This window comes from Pseudonocardia tropica (assembly GCF_040105315.1).
GTDB classification, from domain to species: Bacteria; Actinomycetota; Actinomycetes; order Mycobacteriales; family Pseudonocardiaceae; genus Pseudonocardia; species Pseudonocardia alni.
Genome location: NZ_JBEDNP010000014.1, coordinates 57,260 through 75,418 on the forward strand (window position 1 = coordinate 57,260; position 18,159 = coordinate 75,418).

At 67.9% G+C, this 18,159-nt stretch carries 14 protein-coding genes; 8 read left to right on the forward strand and 6 right to left on the reverse strand.

Annotated elements, in window-relative coordinates; translation table 11 throughout:
• Positions 1-2: 2 nt before the first annotated feature.
• Positions 3-689: a DUF1345 domain-containing protein gene (locus WHI96_RS21330; RefSeq protein WP_345651330.1), complete on the reverse strand. Its 687-nt coding sequence runs from the start codon at positions 687-689 to the stop codon at positions 3-5.
• 314 nt (positions 690-1,003) lie between these two features.
• Here WHI96_RS21330 and WHI96_RS21335 point away from each other — a divergent pair, with 314 nt between their 5' ends.
• Together WHI96_RS21335 and WHI96_RS21340 are read left to right on the forward strand one after the other, a co-directional pair.
• Entirely contained in the window at positions 1,004-1,600 is a 597-nt protein-coding gene (locus tag WHI96_RS21335) for a TetR/AcrR family transcriptional regulator (protein ID WP_345651332.1), read from the forward strand.
• A complete protein-coding gene (locus tag WHI96_RS21340) occupies positions 1,601-2,584 on the forward strand; it encodes an LLM class flavin-dependent oxidoreductase (protein WP_345651335.1) in 984 nt (327 codons plus the stop codon).
• Here WHI96_RS21340 and WHI96_RS21345 read toward each other — a convergent pair.
• Positions 2,484-3,044: a TetR/AcrR family transcriptional regulator gene (locus tag WHI96_RS21345; RefSeq protein ID WP_345651338.1), complete on the reverse strand. Its 561-nt coding sequence runs from the start codon at positions 3,042-3,044 to the stop codon at positions 2,484-2,486. The two genes, WHI96_RS21340 and WHI96_RS21345, sit on opposite strands and share 101 nt — an antisense overlap.
• A gap of 89 nt (positions 3,045-3,133) precedes the next feature.
• On the opposite strand from WHI96_RS21345, the gene WHI96_RS21350 reads away from it, so the two are divergent.
• On the forward strand, positions 3,134-4,489 hold the full coding sequence (locus tag WHI96_RS21350; protein ID WP_345651341.1) for an NAD-dependent epimerase/dehydratase family protein: 1,356 nt from the start codon (positions 3,134-3,136) through the stop codon (positions 4,487-4,489).
• A 397-nt stretch (positions 4,490-4,886) separates the two neighbouring features.
• Here WHI96_RS21350 and WHI96_RS21355 read toward each other — a convergent pair whose 3' ends face one another.
• The 4 genes from WHI96_RS21355 to WHI96_RS21370 all read right to left on the reverse strand — a co-directional run bounded on the left by WHI96_RS21355 (position 4,887) and on the right by WHI96_RS21370 (position 9,103).
• A complete protein-coding gene (locus tag WHI96_RS21355) occupies positions 4,887-5,501 on the reverse strand; it encodes a hypothetical protein (RefSeq protein WP_345651343.1) in 615 nt (204 codons plus the stop codon).
• On the reverse strand, positions 5,494-6,108 hold the full coding sequence (locus WHI96_RS21360) for a uracil-DNA glycosylase (protein WP_345651345.1): 615 nt from the start codon (positions 6,106-6,108) through the stop codon (positions 5,494-5,496). Before WHI96_RS21360 ends, WHI96_RS21355 begins: the two co-directional genes overlap by 8 nt.
• A 188-nt stretch (positions 6,109-6,296) precedes the next feature.
• Positions 6,297-6,593 (reverse strand): ribbon-helix-helix domain-containing protein, encoded by a 297-nt coding sequence (locus WHI96_RS21365; RefSeq protein ID WP_345651346.1) that lies wholly within the window; start codon positions 6,591-6,593, stop codon positions 6,297-6,299.
• 1,106 nt (positions 6,594-7,699) lie between these two features.
• A complete protein-coding gene (locus tag WHI96_RS21370) occupies positions 7,700-9,103 on the reverse strand; it encodes a Fis family transcriptional regulator (protein ID WP_345651348.1) in 1,404 nt (467 codons plus the stop codon).
• 171 nt (positions 9,104-9,274) lie between these two features.
• On the opposite strand from WHI96_RS21370, the gene WHI96_RS21375 reads away from it, so the two are divergent.
• Genes WHI96_RS21375 through WHI96_RS21395 form a run of 5 tightly spaced genes read left to right on the forward strand, consistent with a single transcriptional unit; the run spans position 9,275 to position 18,136 of the window.
• On the forward strand, positions 9,275-11,155 hold the full coding sequence (locus WHI96_RS21375; protein WP_345651350.1) for a hypothetical protein: 1,881 nt from the start codon (positions 9,275-9,277) through the stop codon (positions 11,153-11,155).
• 41 nt (positions 11,156-11,196) lie between these two features.
• Entirely contained in the window at positions 11,197-12,780 is a 1,584-nt protein-coding gene (locus WHI96_RS21380) for a class I SAM-dependent DNA methyltransferase (RefSeq protein WP_432422463.1), read from the forward strand.
• The gene (locus WHI96_RS21385; RefSeq protein WP_345651356.1) at positions 12,752-13,975 is read left to right on the forward strand and encodes a restriction endonuclease subunit S; all 1,224 of its coding nucleotides are present in this window, start codon (positions 12,752-12,754) and stop codon (positions 13,973-13,975) included. The genes WHI96_RS21380 and WHI96_RS21385 overlap by 29 nt, the downstream gene beginning before the upstream one ends.
• Positions 13,965-14,969 carry a 5'-nucleotidase gene (locus tag WHI96_RS21390; RefSeq protein ID WP_345651359.1) on the forward strand — a complete coding sequence of 335 codons (1,005 nt, stop codon included), beginning with the start codon at positions 13,965-13,967 and terminating at the stop codon, positions 14,967-14,969. Before WHI96_RS21385 ends, WHI96_RS21390 begins: the two co-directional genes overlap by 11 nt.
• Positions 14,969-18,136 carry a type I restriction endonuclease subunit R gene (locus WHI96_RS21395; RefSeq protein ID WP_345651560.1) on the forward strand — a complete coding sequence of 1,056 codons (3,168 nt, stop codon included), beginning with the start codon at positions 14,969-14,971 and terminating at the stop codon, positions 18,134-18,136. Before WHI96_RS21390 ends, WHI96_RS21395 begins: the two co-directional genes overlap by 1 nt.
• The last annotated feature ends 23 nt before the right edge of the window (positions 18,137-18,159 follow it).

The following is an 18,159-nucleotide window of genomic DNA, read 5'->3' on the forward strand; positions in this document are numbered from 1 at the left end:
GCTCAGCTGGTGACGGTGACCAGCAGGGAGACGAGCAGGGCGATGAGGACGGTGTTGTAGACGAAGGCGACGACGGCGTGCCCGGTGACGGTGCGGCGCATGGCACGGCTGGTCGCGACCACGTCGGCGCCGTTGTAAGCGGTGCCGACCTGGACCGAGAGGTAGAGGTAGTCGACCAGCCGCGGCGGACCGTCGTCCGCGCCGCGGAACTCCAGTCCGCCGCGATGGGTGTTCTCGCGGGCGTAGTGCACCGTGTAGACGACGAGGATCAGCAGCCAGGACGACGCCACGACCAGGACCGCCAGCACGATGACGAGCGGGTCGCCGCGCAGTTGCGGCAGGATCGATGCGGCTGCCACCGCACCGATCGCCGCGGCGCAGAAGGACACGGCCCCGTTAGGCCCTCCGCTCCCCGCGAGCCACTCCGTGCGACGTCGACGTCGGCGGCCCGTCCGGTCCTCGGTCAGCCATCGCGTCAGCTGGTTCCCGTCCGCGCGGTGCAGGACGGCCCAGGTGAGGCCGGCGTAGAGCAGCGAGTAGGCACTCCAGGCACCGAAGTAGACCGAGACGATGAACCGCAGCGACCGGAGGCCGCCGGAGTCCAGGGCCGTGACGACGGCCCCGTAAGCCGCCGCCAGGACCGCGGTGACGGCGGTCGCGAGGATGTAGCGGGCGCCGTCGGAGACCAAGCGTGGAGGGCGGGCTCGCGTCCTGTCGTCCGCCGAGCCCGGACCGGCGTGCTCCACCGACGGGGCCGTGTCCCGCTCAGTGAATTCAGAGGGCGCAGCAGGCATGGGCCGTTGCCTCCGTACTGATCAGGTAGCCGGCGGACAAGCAATTCAGGGCGACGGACGCGACCGGAGCACGACAGCGTGCGCGAACAGACACGACGGCAACTTCCTCATCGAGCGGGCGAAGACCGGACACGAAACGGACTATCGCTCCAGCAATTAGAGCACTACCCCAGTAGTCAGAGTCAAGCTCCAGATTCTAGGATCGGGGTATGTCCACCACCGAGGAGCGCCGCCGGCGCCGCGCAGAGCGAACCCGGCGCGAGATCGTCGAAGCCGCTGCCGTGCTGTTCGAGCGCCACGGGCTGATGCGCACGACGGTCGAGCAGATCGCCGAGCACGCTGACGTCTCACCGGCCACCGTGTACTCCGTCGCCGGGGGTAAGGCCGGGGTGCTCACCGCGCTGGTGGACGAGTTCCACGCCGGTGCGCAGGAGGTCGAGGTCGAGGAGATCCTGGCCCGGTGCACGAGCACGGCCGAGATCGTGTCCGTCCTGGGAGAGACGTGCGCCTCGGTTCCCACCTACCACCGGACGTTGCACATCTTCTTCAGCGCCGCGCCGCACGACGAGCTCGCCGGTGGCGCGCTCGACCGGGCCACCGGCTGGTTCCGCCCGATCGTGCGACGCTTCGCCGAGCGTGTCGCCGAACTCGACCCGGCGGCGGACGCAGCCGCCGTCGCCGACGTCCTGTGGTTCTTCTTCGGGTGGGGAGCCTGGGAGAACATGCTTCTCGACCACCCCGACTGGCCGCTCGAGCAGCGCCGGGACTGGCTCGTGGCCTACGCCACCGCCGCGCTGGGACGATGAGTGGAGGCGTCGAATGACCTACCCGTTCACCGTGCCGCGAGCGACAGTCGCATCACCCTGTTCGCCACCTCCCACTGCCTGACGGTGTCCCCGGTGATGGCCGCCGAGCAGATCGCCACCATCGACGCGATCTCGCACGGCCGGGTCGGGCTCAACGTCGTCGCAGGCTGGTTCGCGAAGGAACCGGCGATGTTCGGAGTGCGGGCGCTCGACCACGACGCGCGCTACGCCTACTCCGAGGAGTGGCTCGACGTGCTGCTCCGCCTCCGGGACGGCGACGACGACATCGATCACCGCGGCACCTGGCTGAGCGTCGAGAACGGGTACAGCCAACCCGGACCGGTCCAGCTCCCCCACCCGCCGATCATGAACGCGGCTTTCTCCGCTCGTGGACACCGGCTCGCCGCGCGCTACGCCGATCTGTCGTTCGTCTCGGCGTTCGACGCCGCGGGCGCCCGCGCGAAGGTCGACGAGATCCGCAGGGTCGCCGCCGGGTTCGGGCGGGAGCAGTCGGTGTGGATGGCTGCGTCCGTGGTGTGCGCCGACACCGATCGCGAGGCGCAGGCGCTACTCGCGCGCTGGTCGAACGTCGACGCGGATGAGGTCGCCGTACGCAACGCGATCGACTGGACGACGGGCGGAACGAAGATGCCCGACGAACAGCACCGGCACCTCGCCCGGGCGCTGGCCACGACGATGGCCGGCTACCCGCTGGTCGGCACGGCCGACCGGATCGCCGCGCAGGTGGCTGAGCTGTCTGCGGCCGGTGTCGACGGGGTCGCACTGACCTGGATGAACGACGAGCACGGCGTACCCCGCTTCATCGCCGACGTTCTGCCGACCGCGCAGCGCGACCGCGTCCGTCGCCCGGCGACACAGCAGGCTAGGGGGCGCAGGCACCACGAAGGTCGTCGAAAGCCTGAACCAGCTGCACTCCCAGTGACAGAGACGGATCGCGGTACCAGGCGAGGGCCGCGACGGTGAAGGCCGCGACGGCGGCGTGGGCGGCGAGCGTCGCCCGCCGGGTCGGGGTGCCGCGCTCGACCAGGGCCGAGGCGAGAGCGTCGGCCAGCATCGAGAGCTTGGCCGCTTCGCGTTCGCGCAGGGCGGGTGCGGCCGCGATGACCCCGTTGCGGAGCTGCGCGTAGGACCAGCCTTCCTCCATGAAGCCGTCGATCGAACGGAACGCGCCGAGCAGGACGTCGAGCGGGGCGGACTCGCCAGGTGCGTCGTGGACGGCCGCGACCAGGAGGCCGCGGAGGCGCTCCTCGCGCCCGAAGAGCACTTCACGCTTGTCGGGGAAGTGGTGGAAGAACGTGCGTTCGGTGACGCCGGCGCGCTCCGCGATCTGCGCCGTGGTGGTCCGGTCGAAACCGCGCTGCCGGTAGAGCTCCAGAGCTGCGACTTCGAGCCGTTCGCGCGCCTCGTGTCCGCTGCGCGGCACACGATCACCTCCGTCGTAGTTTCAGCCACTGCAATAACGTGGTAGCTTCAGTCTATGCAACAACCTCAGCCTGTCGAGAGGAGAATCTGATGCGCGTGTTCGTCACCGGAGCCACAGGATTCGTCGGGTCCGCCGCCGTCCCAGAACTGCTCGCCGCCGGTCACGACGTCGTCGGGCTGGCCCGCTCCGACGCCGCCGCAGCAGCGCTCGTCGCGACCGGCGCGACGCCACTACGCGGCACGCTCGACGACGCCGAGTCGTTACGACGAGGCGCTGCGACCGCGGACGGTGTGCTCCACCTGGCAATCGCCCGCGGGGGCGTCGACTTCACCGACGCGCTCGAGACTGACCGCCGGGCCCTGGCCGTGCTCGGCGCCGCCCTCGAGGGCACCGGTCGACCCCTGGTCTTCGCCTCGGCGACCTCGATGATCGACCACGGCCGGGTGATCACCGAGCACGACGTCGGCGACACCTCGTCGCCCACCTCACGCGGGCGCGACGAGAACGCGGTCCTGGCGTGGGCACGGCGCGGCGTGCGGGTCGCGGTCGTCCGCCTGCCGACCCTGGTGCACGGCGACGGCGACCGACACGGGTTCCTCCCCATGCTGATCGAGGTGGCACGCACCAATGGCTTCTCGGCCTTCGTCGGGGACGGTCACAACCGGTGGCCGGGCGTCCACCGACACGACGTTGCCCGGCTGTTGCGCCTCGTGCTCGAGAACGCCCCTGCCGGGAGCCGTGCCCACGCCGTCGCCGACGAGGAAGTCGCGTTCCGCGACATCGCGCGAGCCATCGGCGACGGGCTCGGCCTACCGACCACCTCGATCGACGCCGAGAACACCGCCGAACACTTCGCGCACCTGGGCGGCTCACTGGCGCTGCTCCCGGGTGCCGACATCCCGGCCTCCGGCGCGGCCACCCGGAAGCACTACGACTGGTACCCCACCGGCCCCGACCTCCTCACCGATCTGCGCTCCGGGCCCTACCTCCCCCGGGTGACGGTGCCGGAGCCACCCGTCGACGACCGTCCTCACGATCAGGAGACCGGAATGCAGGTTCACCGCAGCGACTCCGAACCGACGACCCCCGCTCCCGAGCAGACCTTCACCGGCAACGTCACGATCAGCGGCTACTTCCGGCGCGACGACCCCAGCCGGCTCAGTGGGGCGAGGGTCATGTTCCCCCCGGCCGCCCGTACACCGTGGAAGGTGAACCCTGCCGGACAGACGATCGTCGTCACCGGCGGCGCAGGACGAGCCCAAGGCGAGGGCGAGGACATCATCGAGCTCCGCGCCGGGGACCTGGCCTGGTTCCCGCCCGGTCAGTGGCACTGGGAAGGAGCCGCACCCGACCAGGAGATGACCTGCATCGTCCTGCACGAGTCCACAGTCGAGTTCGGCGAGAGAGTGACCGACGAGCAGTACCGATCCCCGTGCCGGTCCTGAGCTCGGCCGAACGCGGTGGCGTCCGAACCGGCCTTCGGTGATCGACGAGACCTGCCGTCGTCTCCGGGTCCAGCTCGGCCGCGCTGCTGGTGGGCCTTCATGTCCTCGTACTCGCGGACACAGTTCGTTCCCTCACGTGCGGCCCGACCGCGGGATCGTGGTCGACTCCGAGCGGACCCGAGGCGCGAACCCGGCCGGAGGGCTCGGCGTGGAGCGGGTCATCGGTGTCGGGTGCTCCGAGCAGTTCGTCGATCGCGCCACGCCGGCGACCGACGGTGACGCAGAGAGCATCAACAGAAGTACGGAGCACACCGGACGACGGGATTTCGTGTCACAGGTGGTGTCACGCCAGACGATTGCCAACTCCTCTCGCAGCGGCGCTCACCTCCTCGATTGCTCAATCCTCGGTGCCGCCGTCCGGTCCCCCGAGGTAGTACAGCGCGGTGTCGACTTGTCGGGCTTCCCACTTGTGGCCGCGTTCGTGCAGCGCTGAGCGGCACGCCTCGACGATCGTCATGTACCGCCGGTAGCGACCGCGCCGGTTGTCGAGCTCGAACCCCAGCGAGAGGACGGCAGCATGTGACCGCTTGTCGTAGACCGCCATCCGGCCGGGGGCAGCCGCGAAACAGACCGCCGAAGCCAGCGCATCACCGGTCCCGAAGCCGGACAGCGGGGACAGCGCACTACGGGCCCGCCCCGCGGCCTCGGGTGCGGCGAGCACGCGGTCGTTGACGATCTCGACGACTCCAGACGTCCGGCGTCGGACGTCTGCGTCAGATGTGTTCATCAAGCCGGCCACCCACTTGGTGTCGGCGCGGACTCGTTTCCACGCCGTCAGAGCCGCGATATCGAGCTTACCGACGCTGCCGCTGGTGCCGACCCGCTCGATGACCTCGTGCACCACCTCGTCGTAGTGCTCCGACACCGCCGCTTCGTACGCCTCGTCGGCCTCGAACAGCCGGTCCACGCAGCCGGCGGCGACGCGCCGCTGGTCCTCGGTGAGATCATCCACGGTCGAGCGCTCCTGCCAGTTCGCGGTAGGCGGCCGCCCGGTGCTCGACACGGGACCGGCGCACGTCGGGATCGGGGTGGAACAGGGCTTGGCGCCCGGGGTGGAACGTCGCAATGACCGTCTCGACCTTGCGAGCCCGATCGGGGTAGCGCTTTACCAGCCGGGACCAGCCGTTGCGGGCGTCGTTGCCCTGCAGGAACACCGCCCGCAGGTTCGTCATCAGGTCGAGCAACGCGACCAGGGGTTCGACACCGGCGTCGAGCTGCGCCGCCTTCGGGGCGGCGTTGATGTACCAGGGGTAGGCGTTCCACGGTGTGATGTCGCCCGGCGTGACTCCGACCTCGTCGAACATCTCCAGCTGCCGCTCGGCGGTCGGATCGTCGTTCTCGATGCAGAGAAAGCCCGATCCGGACCCATCCTGGGTCGCCGGCCCGGGGTCCCGCAACACACTCAGTACCCCTGCACCTATCCCGCCGTGCAGCGGAGCCACATGCGGCATCCAGCCGCGGTGCTCGTCGCGCAGTGAGTCGACGAGTTCGTTGACCGGTCTGACGTGCGCGGCATAACGGCCAGCTTCCTGCTCTGCCCTGAACGTAGGATCAGACATCCGCCTCGGCATAGCGACAGCATCTCTCATCCTCGAGGCAATCAGGCGACACGTTCCTCGACGACACCCGCACACGAGAGGTCTTGACCTCGCCGGCGTCACTGACCACACCGTCGTCGCACGAGCGAGACCGCTGCAGTTCACGTGACAACGTGTGCCACGTCCGGCCGACGGGAGCGAGGCGGTGATCAGCCCGCGTTGCGCAGGTACCGCTCCAACGCGTCACGGGCGATCTCCGACACCGACCGGCCCTCCGCCGCGGCGCGCTGCTCAGCCTGCCTCCGCACTTGCTCGGGCACCCGGAACGACACCCGCGGCGAATGCATGCCGACCTCACCGAGCGCCGGCCGCCCCGGACGCACCAGCCGGAGCGCCTCCTCCGCAGCGGGTTCCGCATACTCGTCGGTGACGCGCCTGCCTTGCCGGTCGCGCACATCCTCAGCGTCGAGATCGACGTCCGGCGCCACCTCATGGCCATCCTTCATCGGTTCCTCCTCAACGCCGTCGGCATGACATGGATGACCAGCCACTCATCCGGCAGATCGAGCGCGACGATCTTCACTCGATCCCGCGATCGTCGGGCCCGATCCACACGAGCCGAGCATCCGCCGTCTCCGTTGCCGATACAGCCACCGGGTCGACCGTCTCGATCACATACATCGCGTGCACCGTGCCGATCCGATACCGGCGAGCTGGTCTCGTGAACCTCACCCGCACCTGCCGTATTGTGTCAGACATAATCAGGCTGCTGGGAGCGACATCCGACTACGCTTGATGTCCCAGTCAACCGAAGGCTCGTCGTGTCAACCAGAGGCGCAGAACCCGCGGCACGAGGCTGTGTGACACCGAATCGAGGATCATCCAGGCCTGGTTACGGATCTCTCCACCGACGTCTTCGGAGGTCAAGATGCGTGGGCGCGGCAGGGTTCGAACCTGCGACCGCTCGGGTGTAAAGCGCGTGCGGGACGTCGCACGAGTCCTCTAGCTGCAACGATCGTTCGCAAGAGACTCCACCTGCTGTCACCGGAACCGGTTGTAGCCGCCGTTTCGCGTCACGACACGTGTCACGTTCTCGCCCGCGGCGGTGAGGCTGGCTGAGACAAGTTCGCGTCGAGGCCGTCGGCTCCAGCAGCCCTACCGGGCCGCGACCTTGAACGCAGACTCCGGTGTACCGAGAGATACTTCGGACGGACGGGAATGTCATCGGATGCACCGGCAGCCCCAGAGCGACCTTCATGCCGCCCGGCGGCTCATTGCACCGCGAGATGCCGACTGTTCCAGGAATCGACGCGACAGCACCGTCACGAGCACCTGTCGCCGCACGAGCAGGCAGACGTCGGGCCGGTCCACGCTGTAGCCGTAGAGCACGTGCGGGTGCAGAACGACCTGGGTCCATGGCCTCGGTCGGCTCCGCCATTGGGCCGTCGCGAGCAAGTGTTGGATCCTGCGCACAGCGAGTGTGCGCGACACTCCTTCAACACGTTCGCGGTAACGCTGCGCCGCGTGGGGCGTTACCGCAATGGCGGCAGGAGGAACCGTCAGTCCGACGTCGGGACTCGGGAGGGCGAGGGCGAGAACCGCCGCGCATTGGTCATGCGGCTTCATCGCCGACTTCCGCATCGCTCGTTGCGCCCAGGGCGGCGCGTGCCTGGGTAAGCAGCCGCGACAGCTCGGTGCGCAGAGACTCGGACTCGTCGCCAATCGTGGCCGCGTGCTGGCGGATGAGCCCGACCGACTTGGTGACCTTGTCGATCCTGTCCAGCACGTCGATTGCCGCGGTGATCTTCTCCTCGGCGATGTGGACCTCGCCCGTCCGCTCGTCGTGCGCCGTGGTGAGCGCGGCGAGGCGCAGCAACTGGAGCACGGTCCGCAACAGGTCGACCGAGTCGGTCTCCGGATCGAAGGCCATCAGCAGGCGGCGCGGACCGAGACTGAGGACGGCATGGTCGCCGAGCTGCGAGGCCGAGCGCACGATGCCGAGCGAGGCCCGCGCGTCGCGGTTGCGCTCGGTCTCGTCGAGATAGGCGCCCCACCCCGCACCGCGGTGCGAGTCGGACATCTCAACGACGACCCGAACGTCGCCCCCGTTCAGCGCCAGCACGCCGTCGCCCTTCTTGCTGCGCGGTGACCGGCCAGCCGTCGCTGAAGTGTTGATGTACTCGTCGCCGAAGCCAGCGGCCAGCTCCGCGAGGACCTCGTGCATGGCGTCCTCGAACGGCTTGCCCTTGAGCGTGCTGAGCTGCACGGCGGCGGCCCGGGCACCGGAGGCGGCCTGCGCCAGCTTGACCGTCTCGGCCAGCTCGTCGATCTTTCGGGCGAGGTCCGCACCGTCCTTGGCCAGCGCCTCGGCCAGCGCCTTGTGCTGCTCGGCCAGCATGCGGGTCTGCTGTGCCATCGGCGAGGTCGGGTCGGCCGGGTCGAACTGCCGGGCCGCCTTCGCGATCAGCTCGCCGGTCTGCTGCGACGAGCGGCCCTCGATGTCACGACCGAACCGCTCGATGACCGGCGTGAGCCGGGTCAGTAGCTCCGGGTGCTCGCCGCCCAACAGGCGGTTGACCTCGGCGCTCAGCGCCTTCCCCGCGGCTTCGACATCCTCGGAGAATGACCGGCGCGCTTCCGCGCCGAGCTCGTTGATGGCCGTGCGCGCGGCGGCGGTCGACGCCTCGATGGTCACGGTCGCCTTCCGGATCGCCTCGTCGGTGGCCTGAGTGGCCTGCCGGGACGCCTCGGCTGTGCGCTCGCCGACTTCGGTGACGAGCGCCTCGAGGTTGTAGGCCTCCTGGGCACCACCGGCGGTCGCGATGGCGTGCGAGCCGACAACCACGGCCTGGGTGACGAACGCGGTGAGGTCCGCGCCGGCCATCTCGTCCGCGGACACGGCCGTGGCCCGGTGGCCGGTCGACCAGCGCCGCGCCTCCGCGACGACGGCCGGATCACGCACATCAAGGTGGGCGACCACCACGGCCGGGCCGGATGCGTCGAAGTGTGCGGTCATGTGTGCCTCGCTTCCTTGTCGCCGGTCGGGTGGACCGGGCGCAGCCGAGGTTCCGGATCGCGAGATCGAAAGTCGAGTGCAGAAGCTGATAAGCCCCCTTATCAGCGTCGTGCTCGGCTAGATGCCAACCCAGCTCTAGAGTCAGGACGTCGGCGAGCGGGAGGAGGGGCCATGGTGGCACAGCTGGGCACCCTGACCCTGCAGGACATCGCCGATCTGGCGCGTGTCAGCCGGCCCGTCGTCTCGATGTGGCGGCGCCGCCCGCAGATTGACGGCAAGGTCGTCCCGTTCCCGAAGCCGGTCCGTATGACCGGGCGGACCGAGCACTTCGACCGCGACGAGATCGTTGCGTACCTGGAGACGACCGGGCGAGGCAACAACGTCGATACCCGGCTGGACGCGCCCGCGGTAGCGGTGCCCGACGGGGTCGATCTCGAGGACGCCGTCACGTTCCTCTGTCTGCACGCCCTCACCGGTGCCGAGCTGATGGAGCGCACCGAAGCGGAACTAAATGAGCTGGCCGAGCATGCCGACCCGCACGACCGACTCCTGCTCCGCGAGGTACGGGCAGTGGCCGGCGATGCCCACCTGCTGCGCTACGTCGATGACCTCGTCGAGGCGTCGTACGGCGTACCCGACGCGCTCGCTCGGGTGGAGCGCAGTCGCCTTCGCCGGGACGCTGCTGAGCGCGAGCTGAGCGACGAGCTGGTCGACCTGCTCTGCTCCATCACGACTGCGGTACGCCTGTACCTGACGAGCGACGCCGTCGCCCTCGTGCCGCCGGCGGATCACCGGCTGACTCAGCGGCTCGCCGAAGGCTTCGCCGGGATCGTCATCGCCGACGATCCCGCGACTCGTGCCATGCGTCGTCGCGCCGTGATCGACGGGATCGAGGTACTCGACGGAGCGCTCGCCCTCGTGCGCGTGCTGTCCGTGGTCGGCATGCCGGACGCGGTAGCGCTGCAGACCGCAGACGACCTCGTCCTCGAATTGCGTCCGACCGACGTCGGCGTGGTCCTCGGCACTGCTGCGCTGCTCTGCGACCCGCTGGTCGGGGATCTTCAACAGTCGCGGTCGGCCACGCTCCGTCCGGGCAACCTGGTCCTGGCGGCCCGGCTTCCGCGCGGCCTCTGGAAGGCCGCGCACCGGCAGAGCCTCGCGTTGTGGGTACTGCGGGGCGCAGGTGAAGCGGGCACCGTGTGGCTGGCCGACCTCGATGCGGAGGAGATTGTCCCCGACGACCTCGCCTCGGACGTCCTGGCCGCACTCCAGGGCACCGAGCACCGCTCCTACCGGTATGCGCGCCGAGCCGAGCTCGCCACCGTGCTCGCCGCCGCGCCGGTGGTGCCGCGCGGCGTGCGGGCGGTGCGCTTGGCGAGGACCGGGGCCTCCACCTACCTCGACCGCATCTACGCCGCCACCCTGATCACCAGCGCGCCGGTCCCCGGCTACGACGTCACGGTGGCGGCCGCGCCAGGTCAGATCGTGTTGCGCCGACGCTCCCTGGGCGAGCTCCGCGAGGCAGGCCGGCTCGTCGTCCGGCGCGGAAACCGCGTTGACCGAAGTCTGGACGTTCCCGGCGGCAGCGTCCGGGTGCTCTCCGCCGACGGCAGCGTGGACGCCTTGCGGCTCGACCCGTTCGACGTGGCGCGGGTGTATCCGAGGGCGACGCGGACCGAGCCGGGTGACGTGGTCTTCCTCGAGCGGCCGCGCCCGGCGGCTCGCGTCGACTCGGAGGGCGGGGCGCTCGTCGCAGCACCCAGCCGGATCCTCAGGCTCCGACCCGGCAGTCCGGTCGGGCCGCACACCCTCGCGGCGATCATCAATGAGATCGCCCCTGAGCGCAGTGAGTGGCCGACGTGGAGCGTCCCCGACCTACCGCCCGGCGAGGCCGTTGCGCTCGACGCGGCGCTCGCGGCGGCCGCGGCTCGGAATGCCGACCTCGGCCGCCACGAGCAGGCACTTCAGGACCTCGTCACGAATCTCATCCACGGCGTGGCCGCAGGCGCGGTCACGATCGACCCGACCATCACCACCCTGGGAGCCGGCTGATGCCACCACGGAAGAAGGCGGAGCCGCTCGCTCCGTCCTCCATGAAGGAGCTCAAGGACACGCTGTGGAAGGCGGCCGACAAGCTGCGCGGCTCCCTGTCGGCGAACCAGTACAAGGACGTGATCCTCGGCCTGGTCTTCCTCAAGTACGTCTCCGACGCCTACGACGAGCGCCGGGAGGCGATCCGCACCGACCTGACCGCCGAGGGGTACGACGCGGACCAGATCGCAGACCTGATCGACGACCCCGAGGAGTACCAGGGCTACGGCGTGTTCGTCGTACCCCCGGAAGCCCGCTGGGGCTACCTGGCCGAGAACGCCAAGGGAAAGCCGGCTGCCGGCACGCAGCCGGCCCGCACCATCGGCTCGCTGGTCGACGAGGCGACGGACGCGATCATGCGCGCGAACGAGAGCCTGCGTGGCACGCTGCCGCGGCTCTACAACAAGGACAACATCGACCAGCGCCGCCTCGGCGAGCTGATCGACCTGTTCAACAGCGCCCGGTTCAGCCGCCAGGGCGAGCACCGCGCCCGCGACCTGATGGGCGAGGTCTACGAGTACTTCCTCGGAAACTTCGCCCGCGCCGAGGGCCGCCGGGGCGGAGAGTTCTTCACACCCCCGTCGGTGGTGAAGGTGCTCGTCGAGGTGCTGGAACCCAGCAAGGGCCGCGTCTACGACCCGTGCTGCGGCTCGGGCGGCATGTTCGTGCAGACCGAGCGATTCATCTACGAGCACGACGGCGACCCGAAGGACATCTCCGTGTTCGGCCAGGAGTCCATCGAGGAGACCTGGCGGATGGCGAAGATGAACCTCGCCATCCACGGCATCGACAACGCCGGCCTCGGCCCGCGCTGGGGCGACACGTTCGCCCGCGACATCCACGGTGACGTCAAGATGGACTACGTCCTGGCAAACCCGCCGTTCAACATCAAGCACTGGACCCGCAACGTCGAAGACCCGCGCTGGCGATTCGGCGTCCCGCCCGCCAACAACGCCAACTACGCCTGGCTCCAGCACATCCTGTCCAAGCTCGCACCGGGGGGGAAGGCCGGCGTCGTGATGGCCAACGGCTCGATGTCGTCGAACTCCAACGGAGAGGGCCACATCCGCGCCGAGATCGTCAGGGCCGACCTGGTCGCCTGCATGGTCGCGCTACCGACCCAATTGTTCCGCAGTACCGGCATCCCGGTCTGCCTGTGGTTCCTCGCGAAGGGCAAGGGCGCCGGCAAGCAGGGTTCGACCGACCGCTCCGGCCAGGTGCTATTCATCGACGCCCGCGAGCTCGGCTACATGGTGGACCGCGCCGAGCGCGCGCTCACCGACGAGGAGATCGTCCGAATCGGCGACACCTACCATGCCTGGCGCGGCTCCCCGTCGGCTGCGGCAAAGGGTGTGAGGTACGAGGACGTGCCGGGGTTCTGCAGGTCGGCCACGCTGGACGAGATCAAGGCCGCGGACTACGCGCTGACGCCCGGTCGGTACGTCGGATCCGCCGAGGTCGCGGACGATGGCGAGCCGCTAGAAGCCAAGATCGAACGACTCAGCAAGGAACTGCTCACCGCCTTCGATGAGTCGGCGCGGCTGGAGAAGGTCGTGCGTGAGCAGTTGGAGCGACTCGGTGGATGAATGGCGCAAAGTACGGCTCGGCGAAGTGGCCGCTGATGTCACCGTCGGGTTTGTGGGGCCGATGGCGTCCGAATACCGGGATACCGGTGTCCCCTTCCTGCGGTCGCTCAATGTCCGCCCGCACCGCATTGACATGACTGACGTGAAGTTCATACGGCCCGAGTTCCATCGCCGGCTGGCAAAATCTGCATTACAGCCAGGGGACGTTGTCACAGTTCGGACGGGCAAGCCCGGCCAATCCGCTGTTGTGCCGGCCGAGTTACCCGAAGCGAACTGCTCGGACCTTGTGATCACGCGCCCAGGACCGAATCTTAACTCCCGATGGCTGAGCTACTACTTAAACTGGGTCACCGATACGCACATCGCTGCCCACTTGGTTGGCGCAGTCCAACAACACTTCAACGTCAGGTCGGCGCAGTCGCTGGTGCTGATGCTCCCAGACCTGCAAGAGCAGGAGGCGATCGCGGAGGTGCTGGGGGCCCTCGACGAGAAGATCGCGGCCAACGACCGCCAGATCAGGCTAGCTGACGAGCTTGCCTGCTCGATCTTCAGCCGATCTGCTAGCAGCCTGGAGCCTGCTGACCAGAACTTTGACGATGTCGCTGAGGTTGGAGGCGGCGGAACGCCTAAGACATCGGTCGAAGAGTATTGGGGGGGCGACATCCTCTGGGCGACTCCGACCGACGTTACAGCGCTCCCTGCTCCTTACTTGAGCAAAACCGCCCGCACAATCACCGAAGCGGGCCTGTCGGCTTGTTCGTCGGCCCTTTATCCAGAAGGCTCCATTTTGATGACGTCGCGCGCAACCATTGGGGCATTCGCGATGGCGCAGGGGCCAACCGCAGTGAATCAAGGCTTCATCGTGGTAAATGCCAAGATCTCAGCCTTTCAGTGGTGGCTGTTCCACGAGATGCGTTCGCGGGTCGCCGACTTCCTGGCCTACGCCAACGGCGCGACGTTCCTTGAGCTTCCCCGTGGCCGATTCAAGTCGTTACCGGTTCGCCTACCGGACGACGACACGGTTCGGAGCTTTAATGAAGCCGTCGGCCCACTACACGCTCTGACGGCAAGCCTCGTCCAGGAGAATGAACGCCTCGCTTCAACACGAGACGAACTCCTGCCACTTATGATGTCGGGGCGACTCCGCGTTCGAGCAATTCCGAACAAAATAACGGTGGGCCGACATGCCGTATGACCTGGACGAGCGCCTAGTCGTGGGAGTTTCCTCAAGTGCATTGTTCAACCTTGCGGAGTCGGATGAGTTCTTCCAGGCCCACGGCGAGATCGCGTATCGCGAATATCAGGATAAGCACCTAGGTGACATACTGCAGCCGGGTGTCGCGTTTCCGTTCATCACGCGGCTACTTCAGCTGAATGACCTGCGACCTGAGGACCCCCTTGTCGAGGTGATCGTCCTTTCTCGCAACGATCCGAACACTGGCCTGCGTGTCATGCGCTCGATCGAACACCACGACCTGCCGATAACACGATCCGTCTTCACGCAGGGCCGAGCGCCGTATGCGTACATCGAGGCACTCAGCATGTCGTTGTTCTTGTCAGGGAATCGCCCAGACGTCGAGGCGGCGATCCGGGCAGGCTTCCCGGCCGGTCACGTTCTACCCTCTGCGGCGAAATACGATGACACCGATCAAAGCCTCGTAATCGCCTTCGACTTCGATGGCGTCCTGGCGAGCGACGAAGCCGAGCGAGTCTTCCGATCGAGCGGAAACATTCTCAACTACTTCGAGCACGAGTCGACCCATAAAGATGACCCGCTCACCCCTGGGCCCCTCAAGCACCTTCTCGCGGACCTGAACCGGGTCCAGCAGATCGAGGAAAATCGGCGCGCCAGCGATCCAACCTACGTTCAGCGACTGCGGATCGCACTGGTGACCGCACGGAACGCGCCAGCACATGAACGAGCGGTACACTCGCTTCGAGATTGGGGCGTCAACGTCAACGACGCCTTCTCTCTTGGCGGCATCGAAAAAGCTCGCATTCTGAAAGTCATGAAGCCACACATCTTCTTCGACGATCAGACCGCCCACCTCGACGGAACGACTGAGTTCATCGCTGGCGTACACGTTCCCTACGGAATCGCCAACGAATTGGCGGAACGCAATGAGAGTGGCGAAGCGAGGCATGTCGCGACTGGCGAGACAGTCGCGTCCGAGCAGGAGGACGTGTGATGGTCAGCGAGGCAGAGTGGGAGACGATCGCGCTCGACCGGCTTGCCGAGCACGGGTGGGAACCGGTGGCCGGCGCGGCGGTCGCGCCGGGGGCGGAGGGGGGCCGGGACTCCTGGGCCGACATCGTGCTGCGTGGGCGACTGCTGGCGGCGATGCGGCGGCTGAATCCGCTGGTTCCGGCCGAGTACCTGGAGCAGGCGCTGGCGGAGATCGTGGCCCCGAAGTCACAGGACGCGATCGCGGAGAACGCCCGGCTGCACGAGATCCTCGTGCACGGCTACCGCGGAATCTCCTACGTCGACACCGATGGCATAGAGCAGAACCCGACGATCTCGCTGATCGGGCACCGGGTCGAGGACAACGAGTACCTGGCCGTCAACCAGGTGACCATCCGCTCGGCCGAGGTCGAACGGCGCTTCGACATCGTCGCGTACTGCAACGGTCTGCCGGTGGCGATCTTCGAGCTGAAGAAGGCCGGGTCCGAGCAGGCTGACATCGCGTCGGCGCACGCGCAGCTCCGGACGTACCTGCGCGAGTTCGGTATGGCGTTCCGGTTCTGCGTGCTCACCGCAATCAGCGACGGCATCACCGCGCGGTACGGCACTCCGTTCACCCCGCTCAATCACTACTCGCCGTGGAACGTCGACGACGACGGCGAGCCGGTCCGACTTGGCAGCGACGCCGCCGACCTCAGCGTGGACGTCGAGCTGGAGTGCCTGATCGACGGGCTGTTCAACCAGGAACGCTTCCTGCAGTTGCAGCGCAACTTCGTCGCCTTCGACGAGGGTGCGGACGGCTACGCGAAGCGGATCGCCAAACCGCACCAGTACTTCGCGGTCACCAAGGCTGTCGGATCCACCGTCGAGGCGGCGGAGAGCAACGGCAAGGCCGGCGTCGTCTGGCACACCCAGGGCTCGGGCAAGTCCATGGAGATGGAGCTCTACGGCCATCTGGTCAGCACCCAGCCGAAGCTGAAGAACCCGACACTCGTCGTGGTGACCGACCGCACCGAGCTGGACAGCCAGCTCTTCGAGACCTTCGCCCGCTCACGGCTGCTCGCCGAGACTCCGGTCAAGGTGACCACCCGCGGGCAGCTCCGAGACGAGCTGACCAACCGCGCCACCGGCGGCATCTACTTCACCACGCTGCAGAAGTTCTCCCTCACCGACGCCGAGCGGCAGGCTGGCCGCGATCACCCGCAGCTCTCCGACCGTCGCAACATCATCGTCATCGTCGACGAGGCCCACCGAAGTCACTACGACGATCTGGACGGCTACGCCCGGCACATCCGCGATGCGCTGCCGAACGCGGCGTTCCTGGCCTTCACCGGCACCCCGATCTCCTTCGCCGACCGCAACACCCAGGAGGTGTTCGGGTCCGTCATCGACACCTACGACCTCACCCGGGCCGTAGCCGACGGGGCGACCGTGCCGGTGTACTTCGAGCCGCGGCTGATCGCCGTCCAGTTCGCCGGCGAGTTGACCGAGGACCAGCTCGACGCGGCCGCGGACGAGGCGACTCTCGGCCTGGACGACGTCGAGCGGTCCCGGATCGAGAAGTCCGTCGCAGTGATCAACGCCGTGTACGGGGCACCGGCGCGACTCGCGGCGCTGGCCGCTGACATCGTGGCGCACTGGGAGCAGCGCACCGCGGCGATGCGGCCGTTCATCACGGTGCCCGGCAAGGCGCTCATCGTCGGCGGCACCCGGGAGATCTGCGCTCATCTGTACGAGGAGATCGTCAAGCTGCGGCCGGAGTGGCACGCCGACTCGGCTGACGCGGGCGCGATCAAGGTCGTGTACTCCGGCTCCGCGGCCGACACCGGCCTGGTCGCCAAGCACGTGCGCCGCGACGCGCAAACCAAGGTGATCCAGTCCCGGCTCAAGGACCCCAACGACGAGCTGCAGATGGTCATCGTCAAGGACATGATGCTCACCGGCTTCGACGCTCCACCCCTGCACACCCTCTACCTGGACCGGCCGCTCAAGGGCGCGCTGCTCATGCAGACCCTCGCGCGCGTCAACCGCACCTTCCGCGGCAAGCCGGACGGGCTGCTGGTGGCCTACGCCCCGCTCGCGGACAACCTCAACGCGGCGCTGGCCGAGTACACCGCGACCGACCAGACACAGCGCCCGGTCGGCCGCGACGTCGACGAGGCGGCCGCGCTCGCGCGGACGCTCATCGAGACGCTCGACGCGATCTGCTCGGGCTACCTGTGGCGACAGCAGCTCCACGGAGACCCCAAGAGCTGGATCAAGGCGGCGGTCGGGCTCACCAACTACCTGCGCTCCCCTGCCACACCCCGCAACCAGCCGACCGATGGGGAAGAGACGCTCGGGCAACGCTTCCGGAAGCTGGCGAACCAACTTGCCCGGGCCTGGGCGTTGGCGGCCGGCAGCGAAACTCTCGCGGACCTGCGCCCGACGGCGAGGTTCTACGAAGAGGTCCGCGTCTGGATGGCGAAGTTCGACGCCCAGGAACGGCAGGCCTCCGGACAGCCGGTTCCCGAGGAGATCCAGCGACTCCTCGCCGGGCTCGTCGCCTCCTCGACTGCAACCGGCGAGATCGTTGACATCTACGAGGCGGCCGGCATACCGAAGCCATCTCTGTCAGATCTCGGTCCCGAGTTCACAGTCCGGGCGCAGGAGGCGGACAACCCGCATCTCGCCATCGAGGCGTTGCGAGACCTGCTCACCGAAGAGTCCGCTGCCGTCTCCCGCAATAACCTTGTGCGGCAGCGCGCCTTCTCTGAGCGGATCAAGGAGCTGATGAACAGGTATACGAACCAGCAGCTCACTTCCGCCGAGGTCATCGCGGAGCTGATCGAAATGGCAAAAGAGGTCGCCGCAGAAAGCAACCGCGGGCAGGACTTCACCCCGCCGCTGTCCGAAAATGAACTGGCCTTCTACGACGCGGTGAGCACAAACGGGTCAGCTGTCGCGTTGCAGGGGGAGGACGTCCTGGCGAAGATCGCGCGCGAGTTGGTCGCGGTAATGCGCCGAGACATCAAGACAGACTGGATGGTCCGCGACGACGTGCGCGCGAAGCTCCGGTCCTCGATTAAGCGGCTGCTCGTCAAGTACAAGTATCCGCCGGACAAGCAGCCCGACGCCATTCGGCTCGTGATCGAGCAGATGGAAGCGATGGCACCGCGATTCGCGACGTGAGGCGGCCGGAGCGAACTTGTCGC